The sequence below is a fragment of the Actinoplanes regularis genome (assembly GCF_900188005.1).
Taxonomy (GTDB): Bacteria; Actinomycetota; Actinomycetes; order Mycobacteriales; family Micromonosporaceae; genus Actinoplanes; species Actinoplanes regularis.
This window is the reverse complement of sequence record NZ_FZNR01000002.1, coordinates 722,206-741,517: the sequence shown is the minus strand read 5'-3', so window position 1 is coordinate 741,517 and position 19,312 is coordinate 722,206. Positions and strand designations below refer to the sequence as shown.

At 69.4% G+C, this 19,312-nt stretch carries 22 protein-coding genes; 11 read left to right on the top strand and 11 right to left on the bottom strand.

The genetic code is table 11. From position 1 onward, the window contains the following. Positions 1–35 precede the first annotated feature (35 nt). The 3 genes from CHC09_RS08490 to nadA form a co-directional block, all read right to left on the bottom strand. Positions 36–656: a DUF3043 domain-containing protein gene (locus CHC09_RS08490; RefSeq protein ID WP_089292409.1), complete on the bottom strand. Its 621-nt coding sequence runs from the start codon at positions 654–656 to the stop codon at positions 36–38. Between the two features lie 67 nt (positions 657–723). After that, a complete protein-coding gene (murA, locus tag CHC09_RS08485; protein ID WP_089292408.1) occupies positions 724–2,079 on the bottom strand; it encodes a UDP-N-acetylglucosamine 1-carboxyvinyltransferase in 1,356 nt (451 codons plus the stop codon). 188 nt (positions 2,080–2,267) lie between these two features. Next, positions 2,268–3,437, bottom strand: coding sequence for a quinolinate synthase NadA (gene nadA / locus CHC09_RS08480; protein ID WP_089292407.1), 1,170 nt, complete (start codon positions 3,435–3,437; stop codon positions 2,268–2,270). A gap of 69 nt (positions 3,438–3,506) precedes the next feature. On the opposite strand from nadA, the gene CHC09_RS08475 reads away from it, so the two are divergent. The 4 genes from CHC09_RS08475 (at position 3,507) to CHC09_RS08460 (ending at position 6,698) form a co-directional block, all read left to right on the top strand. Next, complete coding sequence (locus CHC09_RS08475) at positions 3,507–4,616, top strand: glycerate kinase family protein (RefSeq protein ID WP_089292406.1); 1,110 nt, start codon at positions 3,507–3,509, stop codon at positions 4,614–4,616. A gap of 117 nt (positions 4,617–4,733) precedes the next feature. Further along, positions 4,734–5,102, top strand: coding sequence for an iron-sulfur cluster insertion protein ErpA (erpA, locus tag CHC09_RS08470; RefSeq protein ID WP_089292405.1), 369 nt, complete (start codon positions 4,734–4,736; stop codon positions 5,100–5,102). 107 nt (positions 5,103–5,209) lie between these two features. After that, the gene (locus CHC09_RS08465; RefSeq protein WP_089292404.1) at positions 5,210–6,187 is read left to right on the top strand and encodes a carbohydrate kinase family protein; all 978 of its coding nucleotides are present in this window, start codon (positions 5,210–5,212) and stop codon (positions 6,185–6,187) included. A gap of 10 nt (positions 6,188–6,197) precedes the next feature. After that, complete coding sequence (locus CHC09_RS08460; RefSeq protein ID WP_089292403.1) at positions 6,198–6,698, top strand: P-loop nucleotide/nucleoside kinase family protein; 501 nt, start codon at positions 6,198–6,200, stop codon at positions 6,696–6,698. A 127-nt stretch (positions 6,699–6,825) separates the two neighbouring features. On the opposite strand, the gene CHC09_RS08455 is transcribed toward CHC09_RS08460, so the two are convergent. Both CHC09_RS08455 and CHC09_RS08450 read right to left on the bottom strand, forming a co-directional pair. Then, entirely contained in the window at positions 6,826–7,035 is a 210-nt protein-coding gene (locus CHC09_RS08455) for a sulfurtransferase TusA family protein (protein ID WP_089292654.1), read from the bottom strand. Then, positions 7,032–8,177, bottom strand: a complete 1,146-nt coding sequence (locus tag CHC09_RS08450; RefSeq protein WP_089292402.1) for a cysteine desulfurase family protein — start codon at positions 8,175–8,177, stop codon at positions 7,032–7,034. The genes CHC09_RS08455 and CHC09_RS08450 overlap by 4 nt, the downstream gene beginning before the upstream one ends. 165 nt (positions 8,178–8,342) lie before the next feature. On the opposite strand from CHC09_RS08450, the gene ctaC reads away from it, so the two are divergent. Both ctaC and CHC09_RS08440 read left to right on the top strand, forming a co-directional pair. Beyond that, positions 8,343–9,269, top strand: coding sequence for an aa3-type cytochrome oxidase subunit II (ctaC, locus tag CHC09_RS08445; RefSeq protein ID WP_089292401.1), 927 nt, complete (start codon positions 8,343–8,345; stop codon positions 9,267–9,269). 9 nt (positions 9,270–9,278) lie between these two features. Continuing rightward, on the top strand, positions 9,279–9,704 hold the full coding sequence (locus CHC09_RS08440) for a cytochrome c oxidase subunit 4 (protein ID WP_089292400.1): 426 nt from the start codon (positions 9,279–9,281) through the stop codon (positions 9,702–9,704). Between the two features lie 248 nt (positions 9,705–9,952). Here the strand turns inward: CHC09_RS08440 and CHC09_RS08435 are convergent, their stop codons facing one another. The 4 genes from CHC09_RS08435 to CHC09_RS08420 all read right to left on the bottom strand — a co-directional run bounded on the left by CHC09_RS08435 (position 9,953) and on the right by CHC09_RS08420 (position 13,206). Further along, on the bottom strand, positions 9,953–10,162 hold the full coding sequence (locus CHC09_RS08435) for a hypothetical protein (RefSeq protein WP_089292399.1): 210 nt from the start codon (positions 10,160–10,162) through the stop codon (positions 9,953–9,955). A 472-nt stretch (positions 10,163–10,634) separates the two neighbouring features. Beyond that, entirely contained in the window at positions 10,635–11,693 is a 1,059-nt protein-coding gene (trpD, locus tag CHC09_RS08430; RefSeq protein ID WP_089292398.1) for an anthranilate phosphoribosyltransferase, read from the bottom strand. A gap of 33 nt (positions 11,694–11,726) precedes the next feature. Continuing rightward, a complete protein-coding gene (locus CHC09_RS08425) occupies positions 11,727–12,161 on the bottom strand; it encodes a hypothetical protein (RefSeq protein WP_089292397.1) in 435 nt (144 codons plus the stop codon). A gap of 49 nt (positions 12,162–12,210) precedes the next feature. Beyond that, the gene (locus CHC09_RS08420; protein WP_089292396.1) at positions 12,211–13,206 is read right to left on the bottom strand and encodes a cytochrome c oxidase assembly protein; all 996 of its coding nucleotides are present in this window, start codon (positions 13,204–13,206) and stop codon (positions 12,211–12,213) included. 107 nt (positions 13,207–13,313) lie between these two features. Between CHC09_RS08420 and ctaE the strand changes: the two genes are divergently transcribed. The 5 genes from ctaE to CHC09_RS08395 all read left to right on the top strand — a co-directional run bounded on the left by ctaE (position 13,314) and on the right by CHC09_RS08395 (position 17,902). Beyond that, entirely contained in the window at positions 13,314–13,910 is a 597-nt protein-coding gene (gene ctaE, locus CHC09_RS08415; protein WP_089292395.1) for an aa3-type cytochrome oxidase subunit III, read from the top strand. A gap of 49 nt (positions 13,911–13,959) precedes the next feature. Further along, positions 13,960–14,808 (top strand): cytochrome bc1 complex diheme cytochrome c subunit, encoded by an 849-nt coding sequence (qcrC, locus tag CHC09_RS08410; RefSeq protein ID WP_089292394.1) that lies wholly within the window; start codon positions 13,960–13,962, stop codon positions 14,806–14,808. Then, positions 14,805–15,905 carry a cytochrome bc1 complex Rieske iron-sulfur subunit gene (gene qcrA, locus CHC09_RS08405; RefSeq protein WP_089292393.1) on the top strand — a complete coding sequence of 367 codons (1,101 nt, stop codon included), beginning with the start codon at positions 14,805–14,807 and terminating at the stop codon, positions 15,903–15,905. Before qcrC ends, qcrA begins: the two co-directional genes overlap by 4 nt. Then, on the top strand, positions 15,902–17,503 hold the full coding sequence (gene qcrB, locus CHC09_RS08400; RefSeq protein WP_089292392.1) for a cytochrome bc1 complex cytochrome b subunit: 1,602 nt from the start codon (positions 15,902–15,904) through the stop codon (positions 17,501–17,503). The genes qcrA and qcrB overlap by 4 nt, the downstream gene beginning before the upstream one ends. 111 nt (positions 17,504–17,614) lie before the next feature. Continuing rightward, entirely contained in the window at positions 17,615–17,902 is a 288-nt protein-coding gene (locus CHC09_RS08395; RefSeq protein WP_089292391.1) for an Lrp/AsnC family transcriptional regulator, read from the top strand. Between the two features lie 5 nt (positions 17,903–17,907). Here the strand turns inward: CHC09_RS08395 and CHC09_RS08390 are convergent, their stop codons facing one another. Both CHC09_RS08390 and CHC09_RS08385 read right to left on the bottom strand, forming a co-directional pair. Then, positions 17,908–18,741: an NTP transferase domain-containing protein gene (locus CHC09_RS08390; RefSeq protein ID WP_089292390.1), complete on the bottom strand. Its 834-nt coding sequence runs from the start codon at positions 18,739–18,741 to the stop codon at positions 17,908–17,910. Further along, positions 18,738–19,304, bottom strand: coding sequence for an NUDIX domain-containing protein (locus tag CHC09_RS08385; protein WP_089292389.1), 567 nt, complete (start codon positions 19,302–19,304; stop codon positions 18,738–18,740). Before CHC09_RS08385 ends, CHC09_RS08390 begins: the two co-directional genes overlap by 4 nt. Positions 19,305–19,312: the final 8 nt, after the last annotated feature.

The following is a 19,312-nucleotide window of genomic DNA, read 5'->3' as shown; positions in this document are numbered from 1 at the left end:
ACACAGCGCGCCGGGGCTCCGGAGAAGCAGCAGGATCAGATCTTGGCGCCGAGCTCGACCTTGGTCTTCGGCACCCGCATCCGGCGGAACGTCAGCCCGCGCATGATGCCGTAGAGGTACAGCGAGCCCATCCGCTGGTCGGTCTTCGGGAAGCGGGCCTGAACGGTCCGCTTGATCCGCCGGGAGATGAAGATGCTGTCGACCACCACGGCGAACGCGAGCAGCGCCCACAACACGTTGCTGGCCAGCGCGACCAGGTCGTTCTTGACCAGCGAGCCGACCATCACGATCACCGCGCCGGCGATGAAGAACGAGCCGACCGTGCGCCGTGAGTCGACGATGTCGCGGACCAGCGAGCGCTCCGGCCCCCGGTCGCGGGCCAGCAGGTAACGCTCGTCGCCGTTGCGCATGCCGGCGCTGGCCTCGGCCCGCTCGACGCGCTGCTTGTCGCGCATCTGCTTCATGGCCTCTTTGCGGTCGGCCGGAGCCGTCTCCACCCGCCGGCCCTGGGGGACGCGTTTCGGCGTCACCACACCCAGCTCTTTCTTGCTCGGCGTGTAGTTCTTGCGGCGGTTGTCGGGAGGCGCCGTCTCGGTTACCGAGGCGGTGGCGTCTTCGACGAGGTCGACTGGCTTGCGGCGAAACAGCGGGGACACGAGACGAGCGTAGCCAAACGGCGCGGTGTGTAGCACACCGCGCCGTTGATCGAAATGAAATCGCAGCTCAGGGGCGTTCGACGTGAGCGCCGAGGGCGGCCAGCTTGGCCTCGAAGTCCTCGTAGCCCCGCTTGATCAGGTTGACGCCGTAGACCCGCGAGGTGCCCTCGGCGGCCAGTGCCGCGATCAGGTGCGCGAAGCCGGCCCGCAGGTCGGGGATGACCAGGTCGGCGGCGTGCAGCTTGGACGGTCCGGCGATCACCGCGGAGTGCTTGAAGTTGCGGCGGCCGAACCGGCACGGGGTGCCGCCGAGGCAGTCCCGGTACACCTGGATGGTGGCGCCCATCGAGTTGAGCGCCTCGGTGTAGCCGAGCCGCTGCTCGTACACCGTCTCGTGCATGATCGAGATGCCGCGCGCCTGGGTCAGGGCGACGACCAGCGGCTGCTGCCAGTCGGTCATGAAGCCGGGGTGCACGTCCGTCTCCAGGGCCACGGCCTTGAGCTCGGTGCCCGGGTGCCAGAACTTGATGCCGCCCTCGGCGCCGGTGACGCCCGCGCGGGCGACCCGGTCGTCGGTGATCTTCAGCTCGCCGCCGATGGACCGGTAGACGTTCAGGAACGTCATCATGTCGGCCTGCCGGGCGCCGACCACCTCGATCTCGCCGCGGGTGGCGAGCGCGGCGGCGGCCCAGCTCGCGGCCTCGATCCGGTCCGGGATCGGCTTGTGCTCGTAGCCGTAGAGCTTGGGCACACCCTGGATCTCGATCACCCGGTCGGTGTGCACCGTGATGATCGCGCCCATCTTCTGCAGGATGCAGATCAGGTCGATGATCTCCGGCTCGATCGCGGCGTTGCGCAGCTCGGTGACGCCCTCGGCACGGACCGCGGTGAGCAGGACCTGCTCGGTGGCGCCGACGCTCGGGTACGGCAACTCCAGCTTGGCGCCGTGCAGCCCGTTCGGGGCGCTCAGGTGCATGCCCTCGGGCGTCTTGTCGACCACCGCGCCGAACTCGCGCAGCGCCTGGATGTGGAAGTCGATCGGGCGCGGGCCGATGTGGCAGCCGCCCAGGTCGGGGATGAACGCGTGCCCGAGCCGGTGCAGCAGCGGGCCGCAGAACAGGATCGGGATCCGGCTGGACCCGGCGTGCACGTTGATCTCGTCGGTGCTGGCGCTCTCCACGTTCGTGGGGTCCATCACCAGCTCGCCGTCCTCGGCGCCGTCGCTCACCTTGACGCCGTGCAGGCCCAGCAGGCCGCGGACGACCTCGACGTCACGGATGCGCGGGACGTCGTAGAGACGGCTCGGGGACTCGCCGAGCAGCGCGGCGACCATCGCCTTGGAGACCAGGTTCTTGGCGCCACGGACCCGGATCTGTCCCTGCAGCGGCGTACCGCCGTGCACGATCAGGACATCGTCGGTCAACGTAACCTCCAGCCGGTTGGGCGTACGGACGCCCGGTGATCGAGTGGGCAGAACTCGAGCGGGGGTACCCGATCCTGCAACCGGGGAAGCATAGCGCTGAGTGACAAGTCCGCCAGTCGTAGCGGCGGCCCGAAAACCAAGTAGCCGGGCCGTCACTCGCCGGTGTGAAATCTTTCGACTACTGAGAGTTACGGAAGTGCGAGCATTTGGTCGAGCGCTACCCGGGCCTCGTGAGCGGTTTTCTCGTCCACCGAGATCACGTTCGGCACCCGTCCGGCGACCAGTTCCTCAAGGGCCCACACCAGGTGGGGGAGGTCGATCCGGTTCATCGTCGAGCAGTAGCAGACCGTTCGGTCGAGAAACATGATCTGCTTGTCCGGGTGGGCCAGAGCGAGCCGGCGCACCAGGTTGAGCTCGGTGCCGACAGCCCAGGCCGAACCGGCGGGCGCGGCGTCCAGCGCCTTGATGATGTATTCGGTCGAGCCGACCTGGTCGGCGGCCCGGACCACGTCGTGCCGGCACTCCGGGTGGACCAGCACGTTCACCCCGGGCACCCGCTCGCGGACCTCACGGACGCTGTCGAGGGTGAACCGGCCGTGCACCGAGCAGTGCCCGCGCCAGAGGATCATCTTGGCGTTGCGAAGCTGCTCGTCGGTGAGGCCACCGTGCGGCTTGTGCGGGTCGTAGAGCACGCAGTCGTCCAGGTCGAAGCCCATCTCCAGCACCGCGGTGTTGCGGCCCAGGTGCTGGTCGGGCAGGAAGAAGACCTTGCTGCCCTGCTCGAACGACCAGGTCAGCGCCCGCTTGGCGTTGGACGAGGTGCAGACGACACCCTTGTTGCGGCCGACGAAGCCCTTGATGTCGGCCGACGAGTTCATGTAGGTGACCGGGACGATGTCGCCCGCGATGCCCAGGTCCTGGAAGTGCTCCCAGGCGGTCTCCACCTGGCCCAGCACCGCCATGTCGGCCATCGAGCAGCCGGCCGCGAGGTCCGGGAGGATGACCCGCTGCGCGGACGTGGTCAGGATGTCCGCGCTCTCGGCCATGAAGTGCACGCCGCAGAAGACGATGAACTCCGCGTCCGGCCGGGCCGCCGCCTGCTGGGCGAGCTTGAACGAGTCGCCGGTGACATCGGCGAACTGGATGACCTCGTCGCGCTGGTAGTGGTGCCCCAGCACGAACACCCGGTCGCCGAGCGCGGCCTTCGCCGCCGTCGCGCGAGCCACCAGATCGGGGTCGCTGGGCGCGGGCAGATCACCGGGGCAGTCCACGCCGCGCTCGCTCGCCGGGTCGGTGCCCTTGCCGAGAAGCAGCAGCGAGAGGGGGGTGTTTCCAGGTTCGGTCCAGGTCGCTGTCACGGATTCATCGTTGCACAGCGGCTGGGACGGTAGCTGCGCCCGGACAGGGTGTGCTGGCACACTCCGGGGGTGCGCGTACTGATCTGCCCGGACAAGTTCGCCGGCACCCTCTCCGCCCCCGAGGTCGCCCAGGCGGTGGCCGACGGCTGGGCCGTCCCGACCGACGACCTGGTGCTGCGGCCGATCGCCGACGGCGGGCCGGGCTTCGTCGAGGTGCTGGCCACCGCGCTGGGCGGCCGGCGGATCAAGGTGCGGACGGTCGACCCGCTGGGCCGTGGGGTGCCGGGCGAGATCCTCTACGTGAACGGCACCGCCTACGTGGAGAGCGCGCAGGCCTGCGGCCTGCACCTGCTGACCGCGGAGGAGCGCAACCCCAACACCACCACGTCGTACGGCCTGGGCCTGCTGCTGGCCGCCGCCGTGGAGAGCGGCGCCGCCCAGATCGTGATCGGCCTCGGCGGCTCGGCGGTGAACGACGCGGGCGCCGGCATGCTCGCCGCGCTCGGCGCCGCCCCGCTGGACGAGGCCGGCTACGCGCTGCCCTACGGCGGCGCTCCACTGATCACCGCCGCGGCCCTGGGCGGAGTCCCGCAGCTGCGCCAGGTCGCCCTGGTCGCGGCGACGGACGTGGACAACCCGCTGACCGGCCTGCACGGGGCCAGCAACGTCTTCGGCCCGCAGAAGGGCGCGACCCGGGACGACGTGCTCCGGCTCGACGCCGCGCTGGAGCACTTCGCCGGCGTACTGGAGAAGGCTTTCGGGATCGACGGTCTGGCGGCCCGGCCGGGCGGCGGCGCGGCCGGCGGCATCGGGGCCGCGCTGATCGCCCTCGGCGCCCGGGTGACCTCCGGCATCGGCCTGGTCAGCGACCTGATCGGGCTGGACCGGGAGCTGGACGCCGCGGATCTGGTGATCACCGGCGAGGGCAGCTTCGACCACCAGTCGCTACGCGGCAAGGTCGTCGCCGGCATCGCCGCCGGGGCCCGCGACCGGGGTCTGCCCTGCGTGGTGCTGGCCGGACGCAACGAGACCGGGCACCGGGAGGCGTCGGCCGCCGGGGTGACCGAGACGCACACGCTCGTGGAACATTTCGGCTCGGTCGGGACAGCGATGGCCGAACCCGCGCGTGGCCTGCGGGAACTCGCCGAGCGGATCTCCCGTCAGTGGAGCCGCCCCTGACCTGCACCGGCGGTGCCGGACGAAGGTGATCTGAACCCACCCGGATTGGGAATCACCGGGAATGGGGTTAGCGTTGGCTGGTACGGCACATGACCGCACCTGGCAGGGAGATACCTAGTGACCACTGAAGCGCACACCGAGTCGACCGAGGCGACCGCCCCGACCGGCGTCATCTTGACCGACGTCGCGGCTGTGAAGGTCAAGGCCCTGATCGAGCAGGAAGGGCGCGATGACCTGCGCCTGCGCATCGCCGTACAGCCCGGTGGCTGCTCCGGCCTGCGCTACCAGCTCTTCTTCGACGAGCGTTCGCTCGACGGCGACGTCGTCACCGACTTCGACGGCGTCGAGGTCGTTGTCGACCGGATGAGCTCGCCGTACCTGGCGGGCGCCACCATCGACTTCGCGGACCGGATCGACGCTCAGGGCTTCACGATCGACAACCCGAACGCGCAGAACTCGTGCGCCTGTGGTGACTCGTTCCACTGATCTCGAAGCACTCGGTGACAGGCCGCCCCGTTCACGGGGCGGCCTGTTCCCTGTAACCGCCCGGTAGTCTCTAGTCGTAACGACCCCACCCAAACTTGAGGGCCGCCATGAAGATCGCCGTAACCGGCTCGATCGCCACCGATCACCTGATGCACTTCCCGGGCCGGTTCGCCGACCAGCTCATCGCCGACCAACTGCACAAGGTCTCGCTCTCCTTCCTCGTCGACGACCTGGTCGTGCGCCGCGGCGGCATCGCGCCGAACATCGCCTTCGGGATGGGCAAGCTGGGCCTGCGGCCGATCCTGGTGGGCGCGGTCGGCGCCGACTTCGCCGACTACCGGTCCTGGCTGGAGCGGCACGGGGTGGACTGTGACTCGGTGCACATCAGCGAGGTAGCGCACACCGCCCGGTTCGTCTGCACCACCGACGACGACCTGAACCAGATCGCGTCGTTCTACGCCGGCGCGATGGCCGAGGCGCGCAACATCGAGCTGACCCCGGTCGTCGACCGCGCCGGCGGCATCGACCTGGTGCTGATCAGCGCGAACGACCCGGCCGCGATGATCCGGCACTCGGAGGAGTGCCGCGCCCTCGGCTACAAGTTCGCCGCCGACCCGTCCCAGCAGCTGGCCCGGATCGACGGTTCGGACGTGCTGACCCTGATCCGCGGCGCGGAGTACCTGCTCTGCAACGAGTACGAGCGGTCCCTGCTGGAGACCAAGTCCGGCCTGACCGGCGACCAGATCCTCGACGAGGTCCGGATCCGGGTCACCACCCTGGGCAAGGACGGCGTGGAGATCACCGGCAAGGGGATCGAGCGGATCCACGTGCCGGTCGTCCCGGACGTGATCGGCGAGGACCCGACCGGTGTCGGCGACGGCTTCCGGGCCGGCTTCTTCTCCGGCCTCTCCTGGGGCGTCGGCCTGGAGCGGGCCGCCCAGGTCGGTTCGCTGGTCGCGGCGCTGGTGCTGGAGACGGTCGGCACCCAGGAGTACGACATCAAGCCCAACGACTTCATCAAACGACTGGCCGCCGCCTACGGCGACGAGGCGGCCGCGGAGATCGCGCCGCACCTGCCAGCCTGAGGTAAGAACGATGGTTCTAGCGGTCTTCGCCGGCCTGCCCGGCGTGGGGAAGAGCACCCTCGCCGGCGCGGTCGCGGCCGAGCTGCCGGCGGCGGTGCTCGCCGTCGACGTCGTCGACTTCACCCTGCAGCGCTACGCCGTGCACGAGTCCCGTCCCGGGTACGCGGCGTACGGCGTGGTGGCCGCCCTCGCCGAGGAGCAGCTCAAGATCGGCCACCACGTGATCATCGACGCGGTCAATCCGGTGAAGGCGGCCCGCGACCTCTGGGTCGACCTGGCCGAGCGGATGGCGACGCCGCTGCGCGTGGTCGAGGTGGTCTGCGGCGACGACGCCGAGCACCGGCGCCGGGTCGAGGAGCGGTACGCCGCCCGCGACCACGACGGCGTGCCGGACTGGGTGCGGGTCCTGGAACGCCAGTCGGAGTACGAGCCCTACCTGGGCCCCCGCCTGGTCGTCGACACACACCTCGCCAAGGATCCGGTGCCGACCGTGATCGAGTATCTGAGTTGAGTTGACTGGCTTCGCTTCGCTCCGCGGCGATTCGCCTTGTAACCGATGAGTTGGTGCCCGGTTTTCCGCCGTCCGCAAACCCCGCGGCCGTCGGAAAACCGGGCACCAACTCATCGGCGGCGAATCGCTATTTGAGGCGGCGGATGTCGAATTGGTGGCCTTGGGCGGTGATGAGCTCCTGGCCTTTCATGCGGCACCAGGCGGGGATGTCGTTGGCCGCAGCCGGGTCGTCTGCGAGCACCCGGACGATCTCGCCGACCGCCACCTGCGGCAGTGACTTGGCCAGTTTGATTACTGGGAGCGGGCAGCGCTGGCCCAGGCAGTCCAGGGTGATCAGAGGCCGGCCTCCTTTCGGATCTCCGCTACCAGTCCGGGTAGCACCGTGAGGAATCGTTCGACCTCGGCGTCGGTGACGCCGGGATGCAGGGATAGCCGGACGTTGCCGTGGCTGAGGACTCCCATCGCTTCCAGCACGTGACTTGGGCGCAGCGTGGACGAGGTGCACGAGGAGCCGGACGAGACGGCGAAACCGTGCCGGTCCAGCGCGTGCAGCAGCGCCTCGCCGTCCACGTAGAGGCAGCTGAAGGTGACCAGGTGGGGGAGCCGGTCAACGGGGTCGCCGACGATCTCGACGTCCGGCACGGTCGCGGCGACCCGGTCGCGGATCCGGTCCACCAGCGCGCTCAGGCGTTGCCCCTCGGTCCGGGCCTCGGCGGTCACGGCCCGCAGGCTCGCCGCCGCGGCGACGATCGCCGGCAGGTCCGACGCGCCCTGCGCTCTCGGGCGATAAAGATCATCCTGTGGAGTGGGTGAGATCCATCGCACCCCTTTTCGGACGACGAGCAGCCCCACGCCGGGCGGCCCGCCCCACTTGTGCGCGCTGGCGCTCAGCAGCGACCAGCCGGTCGGCACCGGGACCCGCCCCACCGACTGCGCGGCGTCCACGAAGAGCGGCACCCCGGACTCCGCGCAGTACTCCGCGGCGGCGGCGACCGGCTGGATCGTGCCCACCTCGTGACTGGCACTGATCAGGGCGGCCAGGGCCACCCCGGGCGCCGCGACCGAGGCGGCCCAGGCGTCCAGGTCGAGCCGTCCGAGCCGGTCGACCGCGACCTCGGCGGCCTCGGTGGTCCCGGCGGCGTGCAGCACTGTGGAGTGCTCGATCGCCGAGTGCACCAGCGTCCGACCAGCGCGTTTGCGGCCGGCCAGTCCGCCGAGGACCGCCGCCTGCGCGGCCGCGGCGCCCGAGGGCCAGAACGAGAGCTCGTCCGGTCGTACCCCCAGGATCTCCGCGACCACCGCGGTGGCGGCCTCCTGGAGCCGCTGGGCGCGCCGGCCCGCGGCGTAGAGGCGGGCCGGGTCGGCCCAGCCGTCGGCGAGCGCGGCGAGCAGGGCTTCCCGCGCCACCGGATGCAACGGAGCCGCGCTGGCCGCGTCCAGATAGACGGGCGCACCGGCCGGATCGCCTGTGTAATCCACACAGGGAACGGTATCGTCCGGTTGACTGGTGTTCTTCTGGGAGCCGACGGAACGCCCCCCGGTGGCGGGCGGCCCGGCCCTGGTCGAGTAGTGTGCGACCGTCAGTGAGCCTTGCCGCCAGGTGTCCGGTTTCGGCGGGCGGCGCTGCTAAGGAGGCAGAAGCAGGTGGGCGCAAGGAGTTCGGCCACACGGCCGCGGGCAGTGGGCCGGGCGGCCGGGCTGGGTCTCGGCGCCGCGGCGCTGCTGACGCTTCTCTCGGGCTGCTCGATGGAGGATGTCGGGAGCAAGTTCGGCCATTTCGGATGGCCCGGCCCGGGTGTGAGCCTGCAGGCGCACAAGATGTATGACCTCTGGATCGCCTCGACGATCGCCGCGCTGATCGTCGGCGTCGGCGTCTGGGGCCTGATCTTCTGGTGCGTTGTCCGGTACCGCAAGCGCGGCGAAGAGCTGCCCGTGCAGACCCGGTTCAACATGCCGATGGAGGTCCTCTACACGGTCGCCCCGGTGCTGATCGTCGCGGTGCTCTTCTACTACACCGCGATCATCCAGACCGACGTGGACAAGCTGTCGAAGAACCCGGACCAGATCGTTCAGGTCACCGGTTTCAAGTGGAACTGGGAGTTCGACTACCGCGACGGCATCGGCAAGGACGCGAACACCGTCACGTCCACGATCGGCTCGTCGGACATCATCCCGATCCTGGTCCTGCCGGTCGGTGAGAAGATCCGCTTCGAGGAGACCAGCAAGGACGTCATCCACTCGTTCTGGGTGCCGGAGCTGCTGTTCAAGCGGGACGTCATGCCGGGCAGCGTCCGCAACGTCTTCGAGGTCACTCTCGACAAGGAGGGCCGCTACGTCGGCCGGTGCGCCGAGCTCTGCGGCACCTACCACGCGTTCATGAACTTTGAGCTGCTGGTGACCTCGCCGGAGAAGTTCGACCAGTTCCTGACGGCGAAGAAGGCCGGGCAGTCGACGCAGGAGGCGCTGATCGCGATCGGCGAGAACCCCTACGCGACGACGACGAAGCCGTTCGACACCCGCCGCGGCACGCACAGCTGGAACCAGGGCGGCGCGACCGCCGCGGGGAAGTAGAGGCTTGACATGAGGACCGAGTACAAGATCTTCCTGGGTGTCTCCCTCTTCCTCTTCGGAGCGGCGGCCGTCTACGGCTTCTACACCCACGGCCAGCAGCACCAGATCGAGTGGGTCGGCACGATCGCGCTGATCCTCTCCGGACTGCTCTGCTCGATGTGCGGCGGCTTCTTCTGGTTCGTCGCCCGGCGCATCGACCTGCGCCCGGAGGACCGTGAGGACGGCGAGATCGCCGAGGGCGCCGGCGAGCTGGGCTTCTTCAGCCCGGGCAGCTACTGGCCGTTCGGCATCGCGCTCTCCGCCGCGGTCGCCGGCCTCGGCCTGGTCTTCTGGATGTGGTGGCTGATCGCGCTGGGTCTGGTCGCGGTGGTCTTCACGTCCTGCGCGATGCTCTTCGAGTACTACACCGGTACCCGGCAGACCGTGGAGCACTGACCGCCCAGATCCGCTCGACTCGAGAAAGCCCGCGCCGCACGGTGGCGCGGGCTTTCTGCTTTCCTCCGCCGGTACGACCGATGGAGCCCCGCCTCCAGCCCTCGCGGGCCAAGCCCCGTGCGAGGCACGCGCGGCGCCATCACCGCTCCAGGCCGTCACGCGCCGCCGGAGCGCCGGCACCGGTGGAGCTGGAGGTCCGAGGACAAGGAAACCCGCACCTCGTGAAGGCGCGGGCTTCCTGCTCCGGATCAGGCGGCCGCGGTGCGCTGCTGCGGGGCGATCCGGCGGGAGCCCTTCGGCTCCATCCACAGGTGCACGACGATCGGGGCGACGACCTCGGCCGCACCGCAGCGGGTGCAGACCAGCTCCGGGCAGTCGTCGTGCCCGTCGTCGCAGGGCGGCGTCTCGAAGAGCATGTCACCGTCGCAGACGACGCAGCGCATTTCGCGTTCGTGCACGGGCTTCTCCTTCGTTCGGAAGGTGGGATTACCCGAATGTCCTTCAGACGCTGTCACGTCCACCGGACGATGCCGAGCATTGACAACGGCGTGTTGCACTCTTTTTCTGGATTTTTCAGCATCTAGTGCCGCAAGCACTGCCCTGCCACGCCTCGAACACGGCCCGCCATATCGATCCCGCCCGCTCGGCGGAAGCCTTCCGTCCGGAAACACCTCATAGGAGGCAGCGGACGCTCAGCAGACGCGTGATCAGAGCTGTCGAGCGTTCAGCAAGAGGCCGGACGAGGCGTGGCCAGGAGCGTCGAGCGTTCATCAACGGCGGCCTGACGCGACCGGGAGCGGGCGTTCATCAACCGCAGCCTGACGCGACGACCCGGGGGCGGGCGTTCATCAACGGCTGCCTGACGCGTACCCAGGGGGCGTCGGGCGTTCAGCAACGGCGGCCCGACGCGTACCCAGGGGCGTCAGGGATTCATTCGGCGGCCTTGGCCGCCTGCGCCGCACTGACCCAGCGCTCCAGCAGCGCGCTCGTGGCACCCGAGTCGATCGCCTGCGCGGCACGGGCGATGCCGTCCCGCATGGTGTCCCGGAAATCGCCCGGGAAACCGCCCTGCGCGGCGAACGCCGCCGCCGCGTTGATCAGCACTGCGTCCCGCACCGGACCGGTCTCACCGGCGAACACCCGGCGGGCCACGTCGGCGTTGAAGGCCACGTCGCCGCCGCGCAGATCGGCCGGCTGGCTGCGCGCCAGGCCCAGCTCGGTCGCGTCGACCAGCATCTCCTCCACCTTGCCGTCACGGGCCAGCCAGAGGCGGGTGGGCGCGGCGGTGGTGAACTCGTCCAGGCCGTCCTCGCCGCGCATGACCAGCGCGGAGTCACCGCGCCGGGCGAACACCTCGGCCATCACCGGGGCCATCCGCGGCTCGAAGCAGCCGACCGCGGCCGCCGTCGGGCGGGCCGGGTTGGTCAGCGGGCCGAGCATGTTGAAGAAGGTCGGCACGCCCAGCTCGCGCCGGGTGACCGCGGCGTGCCGCATGCCGGGGTGGTACCGCGCGGCGAAGCAGAAGCCGATGCCGGCCTCCACGACCGTCCGGCGCACCCCACCGGGGCCCAGGTCGAGCGGGATGCCGAAGTGTTCCAGCAGGTCGGCGGTGCCGGTGGTGGACGACGCCGACCGGTTGCCGTGCTTGACGACGGTCACCCCGGCGGAGGCGGTCACGATCGCCGCCATGGTGGAGATGTTCACGGTGTTGGCCCGGTCGCCGCCGGTGCCGACCACATCGACCGCTCGGGTGCGGATCTCCGTGGGCAGGTCCACCGGGGTGGCGTTGGTGAGCATCGCCTCCACCAGGCCGGCCAGCTCGGCCGGCGTCTCGCCCTTGGCGCGCAGCGCCACGGCGAAACCGGCGATCTGGGCCGGCGTGGCGTTGCCCGCCATGATCTCGCCCATCGCCCAGGCCGTGTCCGCGGTGGCGAGTTCCTCGCCGCGCAGCAGGGACATCGTCAGATTCGGCCAGGTACGTGCGCCCATGGCGGGGCCTCCGTCGGGGGTGTCTTCAGTTGGTCACGTGCGGGGGAGGGCGCCCAGCGGGATCGCGCCGGCCCGGCGGGCCCGGAGCAGCCCCGCCACCGTCTGCCCGGCGACGACCGGGTCGAGCGGGGCCAGCAGGGTGGCGTCGACCTGCGAGTAGGCCGCCAGCCAGCGGTCCGCGGCGCGGGCGATCACGACACAGGTGGGCGGGGGGTCCTGGTACTCGTCCTTGGTCTGACGGGCGATACCGAGCCCGCCGGCGGGGGTCGCCTCACCGTCGAGCACCATCAGGTCGATCTGGTAGTCGTCGAGCAGTCGACGGCACTCCTCCCAGGAGGAGGCGTCGGTGAACTCGACGGAGAGATCGGCCGCCGGACGCGGCCCGATGGCGAGCCGGATCCGGTCGCGCACCGTGGCGTCGTCGCTGTATAGCAGAACCGTGTACTGGGTTGCGGGAGTGTCGCTCATCTTTGTGCCCCACTTCACCTCGGAGGTCCGGCCGATCGTACCGAATCTGTTATCCGGCGTCGGGGCCCGGGCGTACGACGTTCTCCGAATTTGTGATCTTGGCCGCTGAGGCCGCCGCGGCGGCTGAAGCCGCGGCCGCGTCCTCCATCTCGACCCGGTCCAGCGCGCGGTCGATCCGGCGCGCCTCCCGCTCCGACTGGCGCACCCACTGCATCACCAGGACGCCGAGCATCGTGACGCTGACGATCTCCCCGCCGGCCCACAGGATGCCGCCCGCGGTGACCTGGTCGCTGTGCGGATCCATCCAGGTCAGGTGCAGGTTCGGGTACCAGTCCCCGCCGAGCAGGTCGGTGGCCTGCATGATCGTCAGCCCGAGCACCGTGTGGAACGGCACCGACAGCACCATCAGCAGCGCCCGGCCCGGGTACGGCCAGCGGTTCGGCAGCGGATCCAGCCCCAGCAGCGGCCAGAAGAAGAGGCAGCCGGTGACCATGAAATGGATGTGGATGAACTCGTGCAGCCAGGCGTGCTCCAGCGTCTGCCGGTAGAGCCCGCTGAAGTAGAGGACGAACGGGTTCGCGATGAACAGTCCGAAGGCGACCAGGGGAAACGTCACGACCCGGACAAAACGGCTGTGGACGAACTTGAGCAGCACCTTGCGTGGCTGCCCGTGCAGCACCCGCAGGGCCAGCGTCGTCGGGGCGCCCAGGGCCAGGAAGATCGGGCCGACCATGGAGAGCACCATGTGCTGGACCATGTGCACCGAGATCAGCGTGGTGTCGTACGCCTCGATGCCGGTCACCGAGACCGCCGCGATCGAGCCGAGTCCACCCCCGAGGAAAGCGGCGGTACGCCCGGCCGGCCAGTGGTCGCCGCGTTGCCGCAGGCGCTGCACGCCGTACAGATAAAGCGCGGCGGCGACGAGCAGGCCCACCGCGACCAGGCTGAACAGATGGAACCGGGTGAAGATGGCCGCCGCGGTGAACGGCGGAAGTCCAGTATCCCCGCCACCACCCGCGAGCGAGGCAAATTCGACTGACTGCACCCCTCGAAGCTAGTCCTACGCTGGTCACGGAAACTTCCGGGCTGCCCACAGTGCCGGATTAGGGACCCCGCCTGACCTTGGACCTACCGCGGGGGAATAATGAGCCCGTGACAGCGGCAGCCATCGACAAGAGCCGGATCCACTCGCTGACCCGACCCAACATGGTCAGCGTCGGGACCATCGTTTGGCTCTCCAGCGAGCTCATGTTCTTCGCGGCGTTGTTCGCCATGTACTTCTCCATTCGGGCGGCGGCGCCCGGCATGTGGGCGGAGCACACCAAAGAGCTCGACATCCCGTACGCAACAACGTTCACGACGATCCTGGTCCTGTCGTCGGTGACCTGTCAGCTGGGCGTCTTCGCGGCGGAGAAGGGTGACGTGTTCGCGCTGCGGCGTTGGTTCACGATCACCTTCGTGATGGGCCTGATCTTCGTGCTCGGCCAGGCGAACGAGTACCGCAACCTGGTCCACGAGGGCGTCAAGCTCAACGGTGACGGTTACGGCTCGATGTTCTACCTGACCACCGGGTTCCACGGTCTGCACGTGACCGGCGGCCTCGTCGCCTTCATCGTCTACATGATCCGAACGACCATGGGGCGCTTCACTCCGGCGCAAGCGACCTCCGCGATCGTGGTGTCCTACTACTGGCACTTCGTGGACGTGGTCTGGATCGCGCTGTACGCCATGATCTATTGGCTTCAGTGAGCGTCGTAATCCGCTGAGCTTCAGGTTCAAACCAGAGGGACATAAGCCCATGACTTCTGACACCCCCGCCCGCAGGCGCTTCCGGGTGTTCTCCCGGCGCCCGGGTGCGCCCAGCCGGGCGCGCCGGCGGGTCGGCGCGGCGGTGCGCATGCTCGCGGCGCTCGCGCTCGCCGGCGGCGTCTACACCGCTTTCACCCCCGGCGCGTTCGCCGAGGACAACACCCAGCTCTCCACCGCCGCGCAGCAGGGCAAGGAGCTCTTCGACAACAGCTGCATCTCCTGCCATGGGCGGGACGGGCAGGGTGTCCAGGACCGCGGCCCCAGCCTGATCGGTGTCGGCTCCGCCTCGGTCGAGTTCCAGGTCGGCACCGGCCGCATGCCGATGACCCGCCAGGAGGGCCAGGCCGAGCAGAAGAAGCCGCAGTTCAACACGGACGAGACCAAGCAGATCGCGCAGTACGTCCAGGAGATCGGCGGCGGTCCGCAGATTCCGGCGGGCTCCCTCGTGGATGACCTGAAGGAGAACCCCGAGTCGCTGGCCCGCGGTGGCGAGCTCTTCCGGGTCAACTGCACCTCGTGCCACAGCTTCACCGGCGCCGGTGGTGCGCTCTCCTCCGGCAAGTTCGCGCCGAGCCTGCACGACGCCACGGCCGAGCAGATCTACGCCGCGATGCTGACCGGTCCGCAGAACATGCCTGTCTTCGGTGACAACCAGATCACGCCGGACGAGAAGCGCGAGATCATCACCTACGTCACGAAGCAGCTGCAGGAGAACCAGGACTCGGGCGGCATCTTCAACCTGGGTGGGTACGGTCCGGCGACCGAGGGCATGGCGATCTTCCTGATCGGCATCACGATCCTGGTCTTCACGTCGCTCTGGATTGCGGGGAAGTCATGAGCACGGCGCACCACGGCGGGACCGGCACTCCGGTCGACGTGAACGATCCGAAGCTGACCCGCTTCGACATCGTGAAGGAAGGCCTGCGGCGCGACGACATCGAGATCGTCACGTACGAGTCGCAGTTCCAGGGAGCGAACTCGAAGGCCGAGAAGCGCGTCGTGCGCAACATCAGCCTGCTGTTCATCATCTCCGGCCTCGGGGCGCTCGCCTTCGTGGTCTTCTACATCATCTGGCCCTGGCGGTACGAGCTCGGCAACAACCGGAGCGACTACTTCACGCCGATCCTCGGTGGCACCCTGGGCGTCTCGCTCTTCGCGCTCGGCATCGGCATCCTGGCCTGGGCCAAGAAGCTGCTCCCGCACGAGCTGTCGATCCAGCAGCGGCACGGCGACCCGTCCAGCGACGAAGAGCGGCTGATCACCGGCCAGACCATGATGTACGTGGCGGACGAGCTCGGGGTGCAGCGTCGCCCGCTGCTCAAGGGCGCGATCGCCATCGGCGTGGCGCCGCTCGGCCTGGCTGTGGGGGCCCCGCTGGTCGGCGGCCTGATCCAGAACCCGCACAAGGACAAGCGGCCGATCATGTACCACACCGGCTTCGACAAGGAGGCCAACGGTGGTAAGCCGGTGCGGCTGACCCGCGAGGACGGATCGCCGATCCGCCCCGAGGATGTCAGCACGGGCGGTCAGCTGACCGTCTACCCGGGCATCCCCGGCGGCGCGACCAACAAGTACGCCGACTCGCCGACCCTGCTGATCCACCTGCGGTCCGACGACGCCGCCACGGCACGGGCCGCGGCCGACAGCGACAAGAACGGGCGCAACAAGGGTTCGATGTGGGGCAACTACGTCGCCTACTCGAAGATCTGCACCCACGCCGGTTGCCCGGCCAGCCTGTACGAGCAGCAGACCAACCGTCTGCTCTGCCCGTGCCACCAGTCGCAGTTCCTGATCACCGACAACGCACAGCCGGTCTTCGGCCCGGCCACCCGGCGTCTGCCGATGTTGCCGCTGTCGGTGGACGACGAAGGTTTCTTTGTGGCAACGTCTGACTTCAAGGACACTGTCGGACCCGACTTCTGGGAGCGGCCGTGAAGCGCCGAAAGCTCGATCCAGCCGCGGCAACCGCCAATTTCGCCAAGGGCGTCGATGACCGCTTCCAAGCGGCCACCCCGCTCCGCGGGCTCCTGAACAAGGTCTTCCCCGACCACTGGTCTTTCCTGCTCGGTGAGATCGCCCTCTTCTCGTTCATCGTGCTGCTGCTCAGCGGGGTGTTCCTGACCCTCTTCTTCGATCCCACGATGAAGGAGGTCGCGTACCACGGTTCGTACCTGGGCCTGCGTGGCACCGAGATGTCGGGCGCCTACGAGTCCGCGCTGAACCTGTCGTTCGAGGTGCGCGGTGGTCTGTTCATGCGGCAGATGCACCACTGGGCGGCGCTGCTGTTCATGGCGTCGATCGTGGTGCACATGGCGCGCGTCTTCTTCACCGGCGCGTTCCGTAAGCCGCGTGAGGTCAACTGGGTGATCGGCGTCGTGCTGTTCCTGCTCGGGTTCTTCGCCGGCTTCACCGGTTACTCGCTGCCGGACGACGGCCTCTCCGGCACCGGTCTCCGCATCGCCTCCGCGATCATGCTGTCCCTCCCGGTCATCGGCACCTGGCTCTCCGCCGCGATCTTCGGCGGGGAGTACCCCGGCGAGCTGATCATCGGCCGGTTCTACATCGCGCACGTGCTGCTCATCCCGGGCATCCTGCTCGCGCTGATCAGCGTCCACCTGGGCATCGTGTTCAAGCAGAAGCACACCCAGTGGCCGGGCCCGCTGCGGACCAACGAGAACGTGGTCGGCGAGCGGATGTTCCCGCGGTACGCGATGAAGCAGGGCGGCTTCTTCATGGCCGTCGCCGGCGTCATCGCGCTGATGGCCGGCCTGTTCCAGATCAACCCGATCTGGCTGTTCGGTCCGTATCGGGCTGCCGAGGTCTCCTCCGCGAGCCAGCCCGACTGGTACGTCATGTTCATGGACGGCCTGGTCCGGCTCATGCCGAACTGGCAGATCTACTTCGGGGACTACAGCCTGCCCCCGCTGTTCTGGCCCGCCGTGGTCGGCCTCGGCGCGCTCTTCACGCTGCCGATGCTCTACCCGTGGCTGGAAGCGCGGAAGCTGAAGGACACCCGTACGCACCACCTGCTGCAGCGCCCCCGGGACAACCCGGAGCGCGTCGGTATCGGCATGATGGCGCTGACGTTCTTCATCATCGCCACCATCTCCGGTGGTAACGACGTGATCGCGGACAAGTTCCACATCAGCCTGAACGCGATGACCTGGGCTGGTCGTATCGGCCTGCTGATCCTGCCGCCGATCGCGTACTACATGTCGGTCCGGATCTGTCTCGGCCTGCAGCAGCACGACCGCGAGGTCCTCGCCCACGGCGTGGAGACGGGCATCATCAAGCGCCTCCCGAACGGGCAGTTCGTCGAGGTCCACCAGCCGCTCGGGCCGGTGGACGACCACGGGCACCCGATCCCGCTGGAGTACGCGGGCTGGGTCGTGCCGAAGAAGATGAACAAGCTCGGGGCGCTGGCCCCGGCGGTCAAGGGCTTCTTCTACCCGGTGGAGAAGCCGGCGGACATTCCGGTCTCGCCGGCCCCGATCTCCAGCGGCGAACGCGAAGAGATCTCGTCGAAGAGCTGAGTGCTTCACCCAGATCGGCCCGCCGGTACTTTCCGGCGGGCCGATCTGCTTTCCCGGGCTTGTGGATAGCATGGGCGCGGAATGTTGACCTCATGGGTGAGGAGACCTCGGGTGAATACCGCGATCGTCCATATCGACTGCGCCACCGATTCGATTCCGGAGGTCGCGGAGGCCCTGGCGGCGCTGGACGGGGTCAGCGAGGTGTACTCGGTGGCCGGAAACGTCGACCTCATCGCGATCGTGCGGGTGCCGAGGTTCGACGACATCGCCGAGGTCATCGCCGGGCGGATCTCGAAGACCCCCGGCGTGGTCAACACCGAGTCGCACATCGCCTTCCGGGCCTACTCGAAGCACGACCTCGAGGACGCGTTCGCGATCGGGCTGCCCGACGCGGACTGAGCCGCTCAGCCGACCGGCACGGTGAGGCCGCCGGGGGCCCGGATGACGTCGGTGAGGGTCTCGCCGGCCGCCACCGTGGCCCCGGGCCAGACCACGCAACGGGTGACGCTGCCGGCCACCCGGGCGCCCGCCCCGATCACCGATTCCACGGCGACCCCGGTGACCTCGGCGGACGGGTCGGCCAGGCCGGTGCCGGCGGCGTGCAGGTTGGCCTCCAGGTAGAGGGCGGGCGTGCCGGTGTCGAGATAGTGGCCCTCGTAGCCGATCAGTTCCAGGGCGCCCTCGGCTTCCGCGGGGCGCCACACCGTACCGACCAGATCGGCCTGCTGGTCCTTCAGCACCGCGACGTACCGCCAGGGGATCAGCGAGAAACCCGCGAAGCGGTTTCCGCTGAAGCCGCCGGTCTCGCCGGGCCGGCAGGGCTTGGTCAGCAGCCGCACCGTGTCGCCCGACCAGCCGGCCAGCAGCGCCGCGATGTCCTTACCCGGCTCCCGGAGCGGATCGGCCAGGTAGGCGTCGGCGTTGCCGACCAGCACGCCGCGCCCGTCGATCCACTTCCGGAGCCGGGCCACACCGCCGGAGGTGCCCAGCGGGCCGTCCGGCTCGACCGAGAGGTGGGTGCGGCCGGTCGCGTGCCGGACCACCTGGTCGGCGAGGTAAGCGGCGTTCACGGCCACCTGCTCCGGACCGATCAGGCCCAGGCCGGTCAGGCGGCGCAGGGCGTGGTCGAGCAGCGGCAGGTTGCCGACCGGGCAGAGCGCCTTGGGCACGGCCTCGGTGAGCGGGCGCAGCCGCCGGCCCTCGCCGGCGGCCAGGACGACACCGCAGACCTCGGTCACTTCGGGAACTCGGTGCGGGTCGGGGCGGCGCCGGCGGACGGGACCGACGGGGGCAGCTGGCCGGCCCGCGGGCCGATGCCGTAGATGCCGAGCAGGCGCTCCGTCGGCCAGGTGAGCTTGGGCAGATCGTCCAGGGGGAACCAGCGGGCCTCCAGGACCTCGCCGCCATCCACGACCAGCGGGGTGCTGGACGCCGGCACCCAGCCGAACCAGACGGTGTCGACGACGCCGCCATTCGGGTGGACGATCGCGTTCGGATTGCCGGGGTGCAGGTCACCCGGCTCGATCCGGACGCCGGCCTCCTCGTGCAACTCCCGGGCGGCACCGACGGCGGGCAGTTCGCCGCGCTTGAGCAGGCCGGCCGGCAGGCCCCAGCCGCGACCCGGTGGCTGGCGCAGCAGCAGGAGCCGGCCCGGCTCGGGGGCCTCCGAGTCGCGGATCACCGTGACCGCACCGACCAGGTACTTCGGAGAGATCGCCCGGGCCAGGTGGCGGCGCACCGGCAGGGGGAGGCCGTAGAACAGTTGGTATGCCAGGCCACGCACCTGCCGAGAGATGTTCACGCGCGTAA

Excerpts from the sequence above, each read along its gene's own strand:
- CHC09_RS08465 (WP_089292404.1), top strand. The coding sequence starts at position 5,210 with ATGAAGATCGCCGTAACCGGCTCGATCGCCACCGATCACCTGATGCAC.
- CHC09_RS08460 (WP_089292403.1), top strand. The coding sequence starts at position 6,198 with ATGGTTCTAGCGGTCTTCGCCGGCCTGCCCGGCGTGGGGAAGAGCACC.
- CHC09_RS08440 (WP_089292400.1), top strand. The coding sequence starts at position 9,279 with ATGAGGACCGAGTACAAGATCTTCCTGGGTGTCTCCCTCTTCCTCTTC.
- trpD (WP_089292398.1), bottom strand. The coding sequence starts at position 11,693 with ATGGGCGCACGTACCTGGCCGAATCTGACGATGTCCCTGCTGCGCGGC.
- CHC09_RS08425 (WP_089292397.1), bottom strand. The coding sequence starts at position 12,161 with ATGAGCGACACTCCCGCAACCCAGTACACGGTTCTGCTATACAGCGAC.
- qcrC (WP_089292394.1), top strand. The coding sequence starts at position 13,960 with ATGACTTCTGACACCCCCGCCCGCAGGCGCTTCCGGGTGTTCTCCCGG.
- qcrA (WP_089292393.1), top strand. The coding sequence starts at position 14,805 with ATGAGCACGGCGCACCACGGCGGGACCGGCACTCCGGTCGACGTGAAC.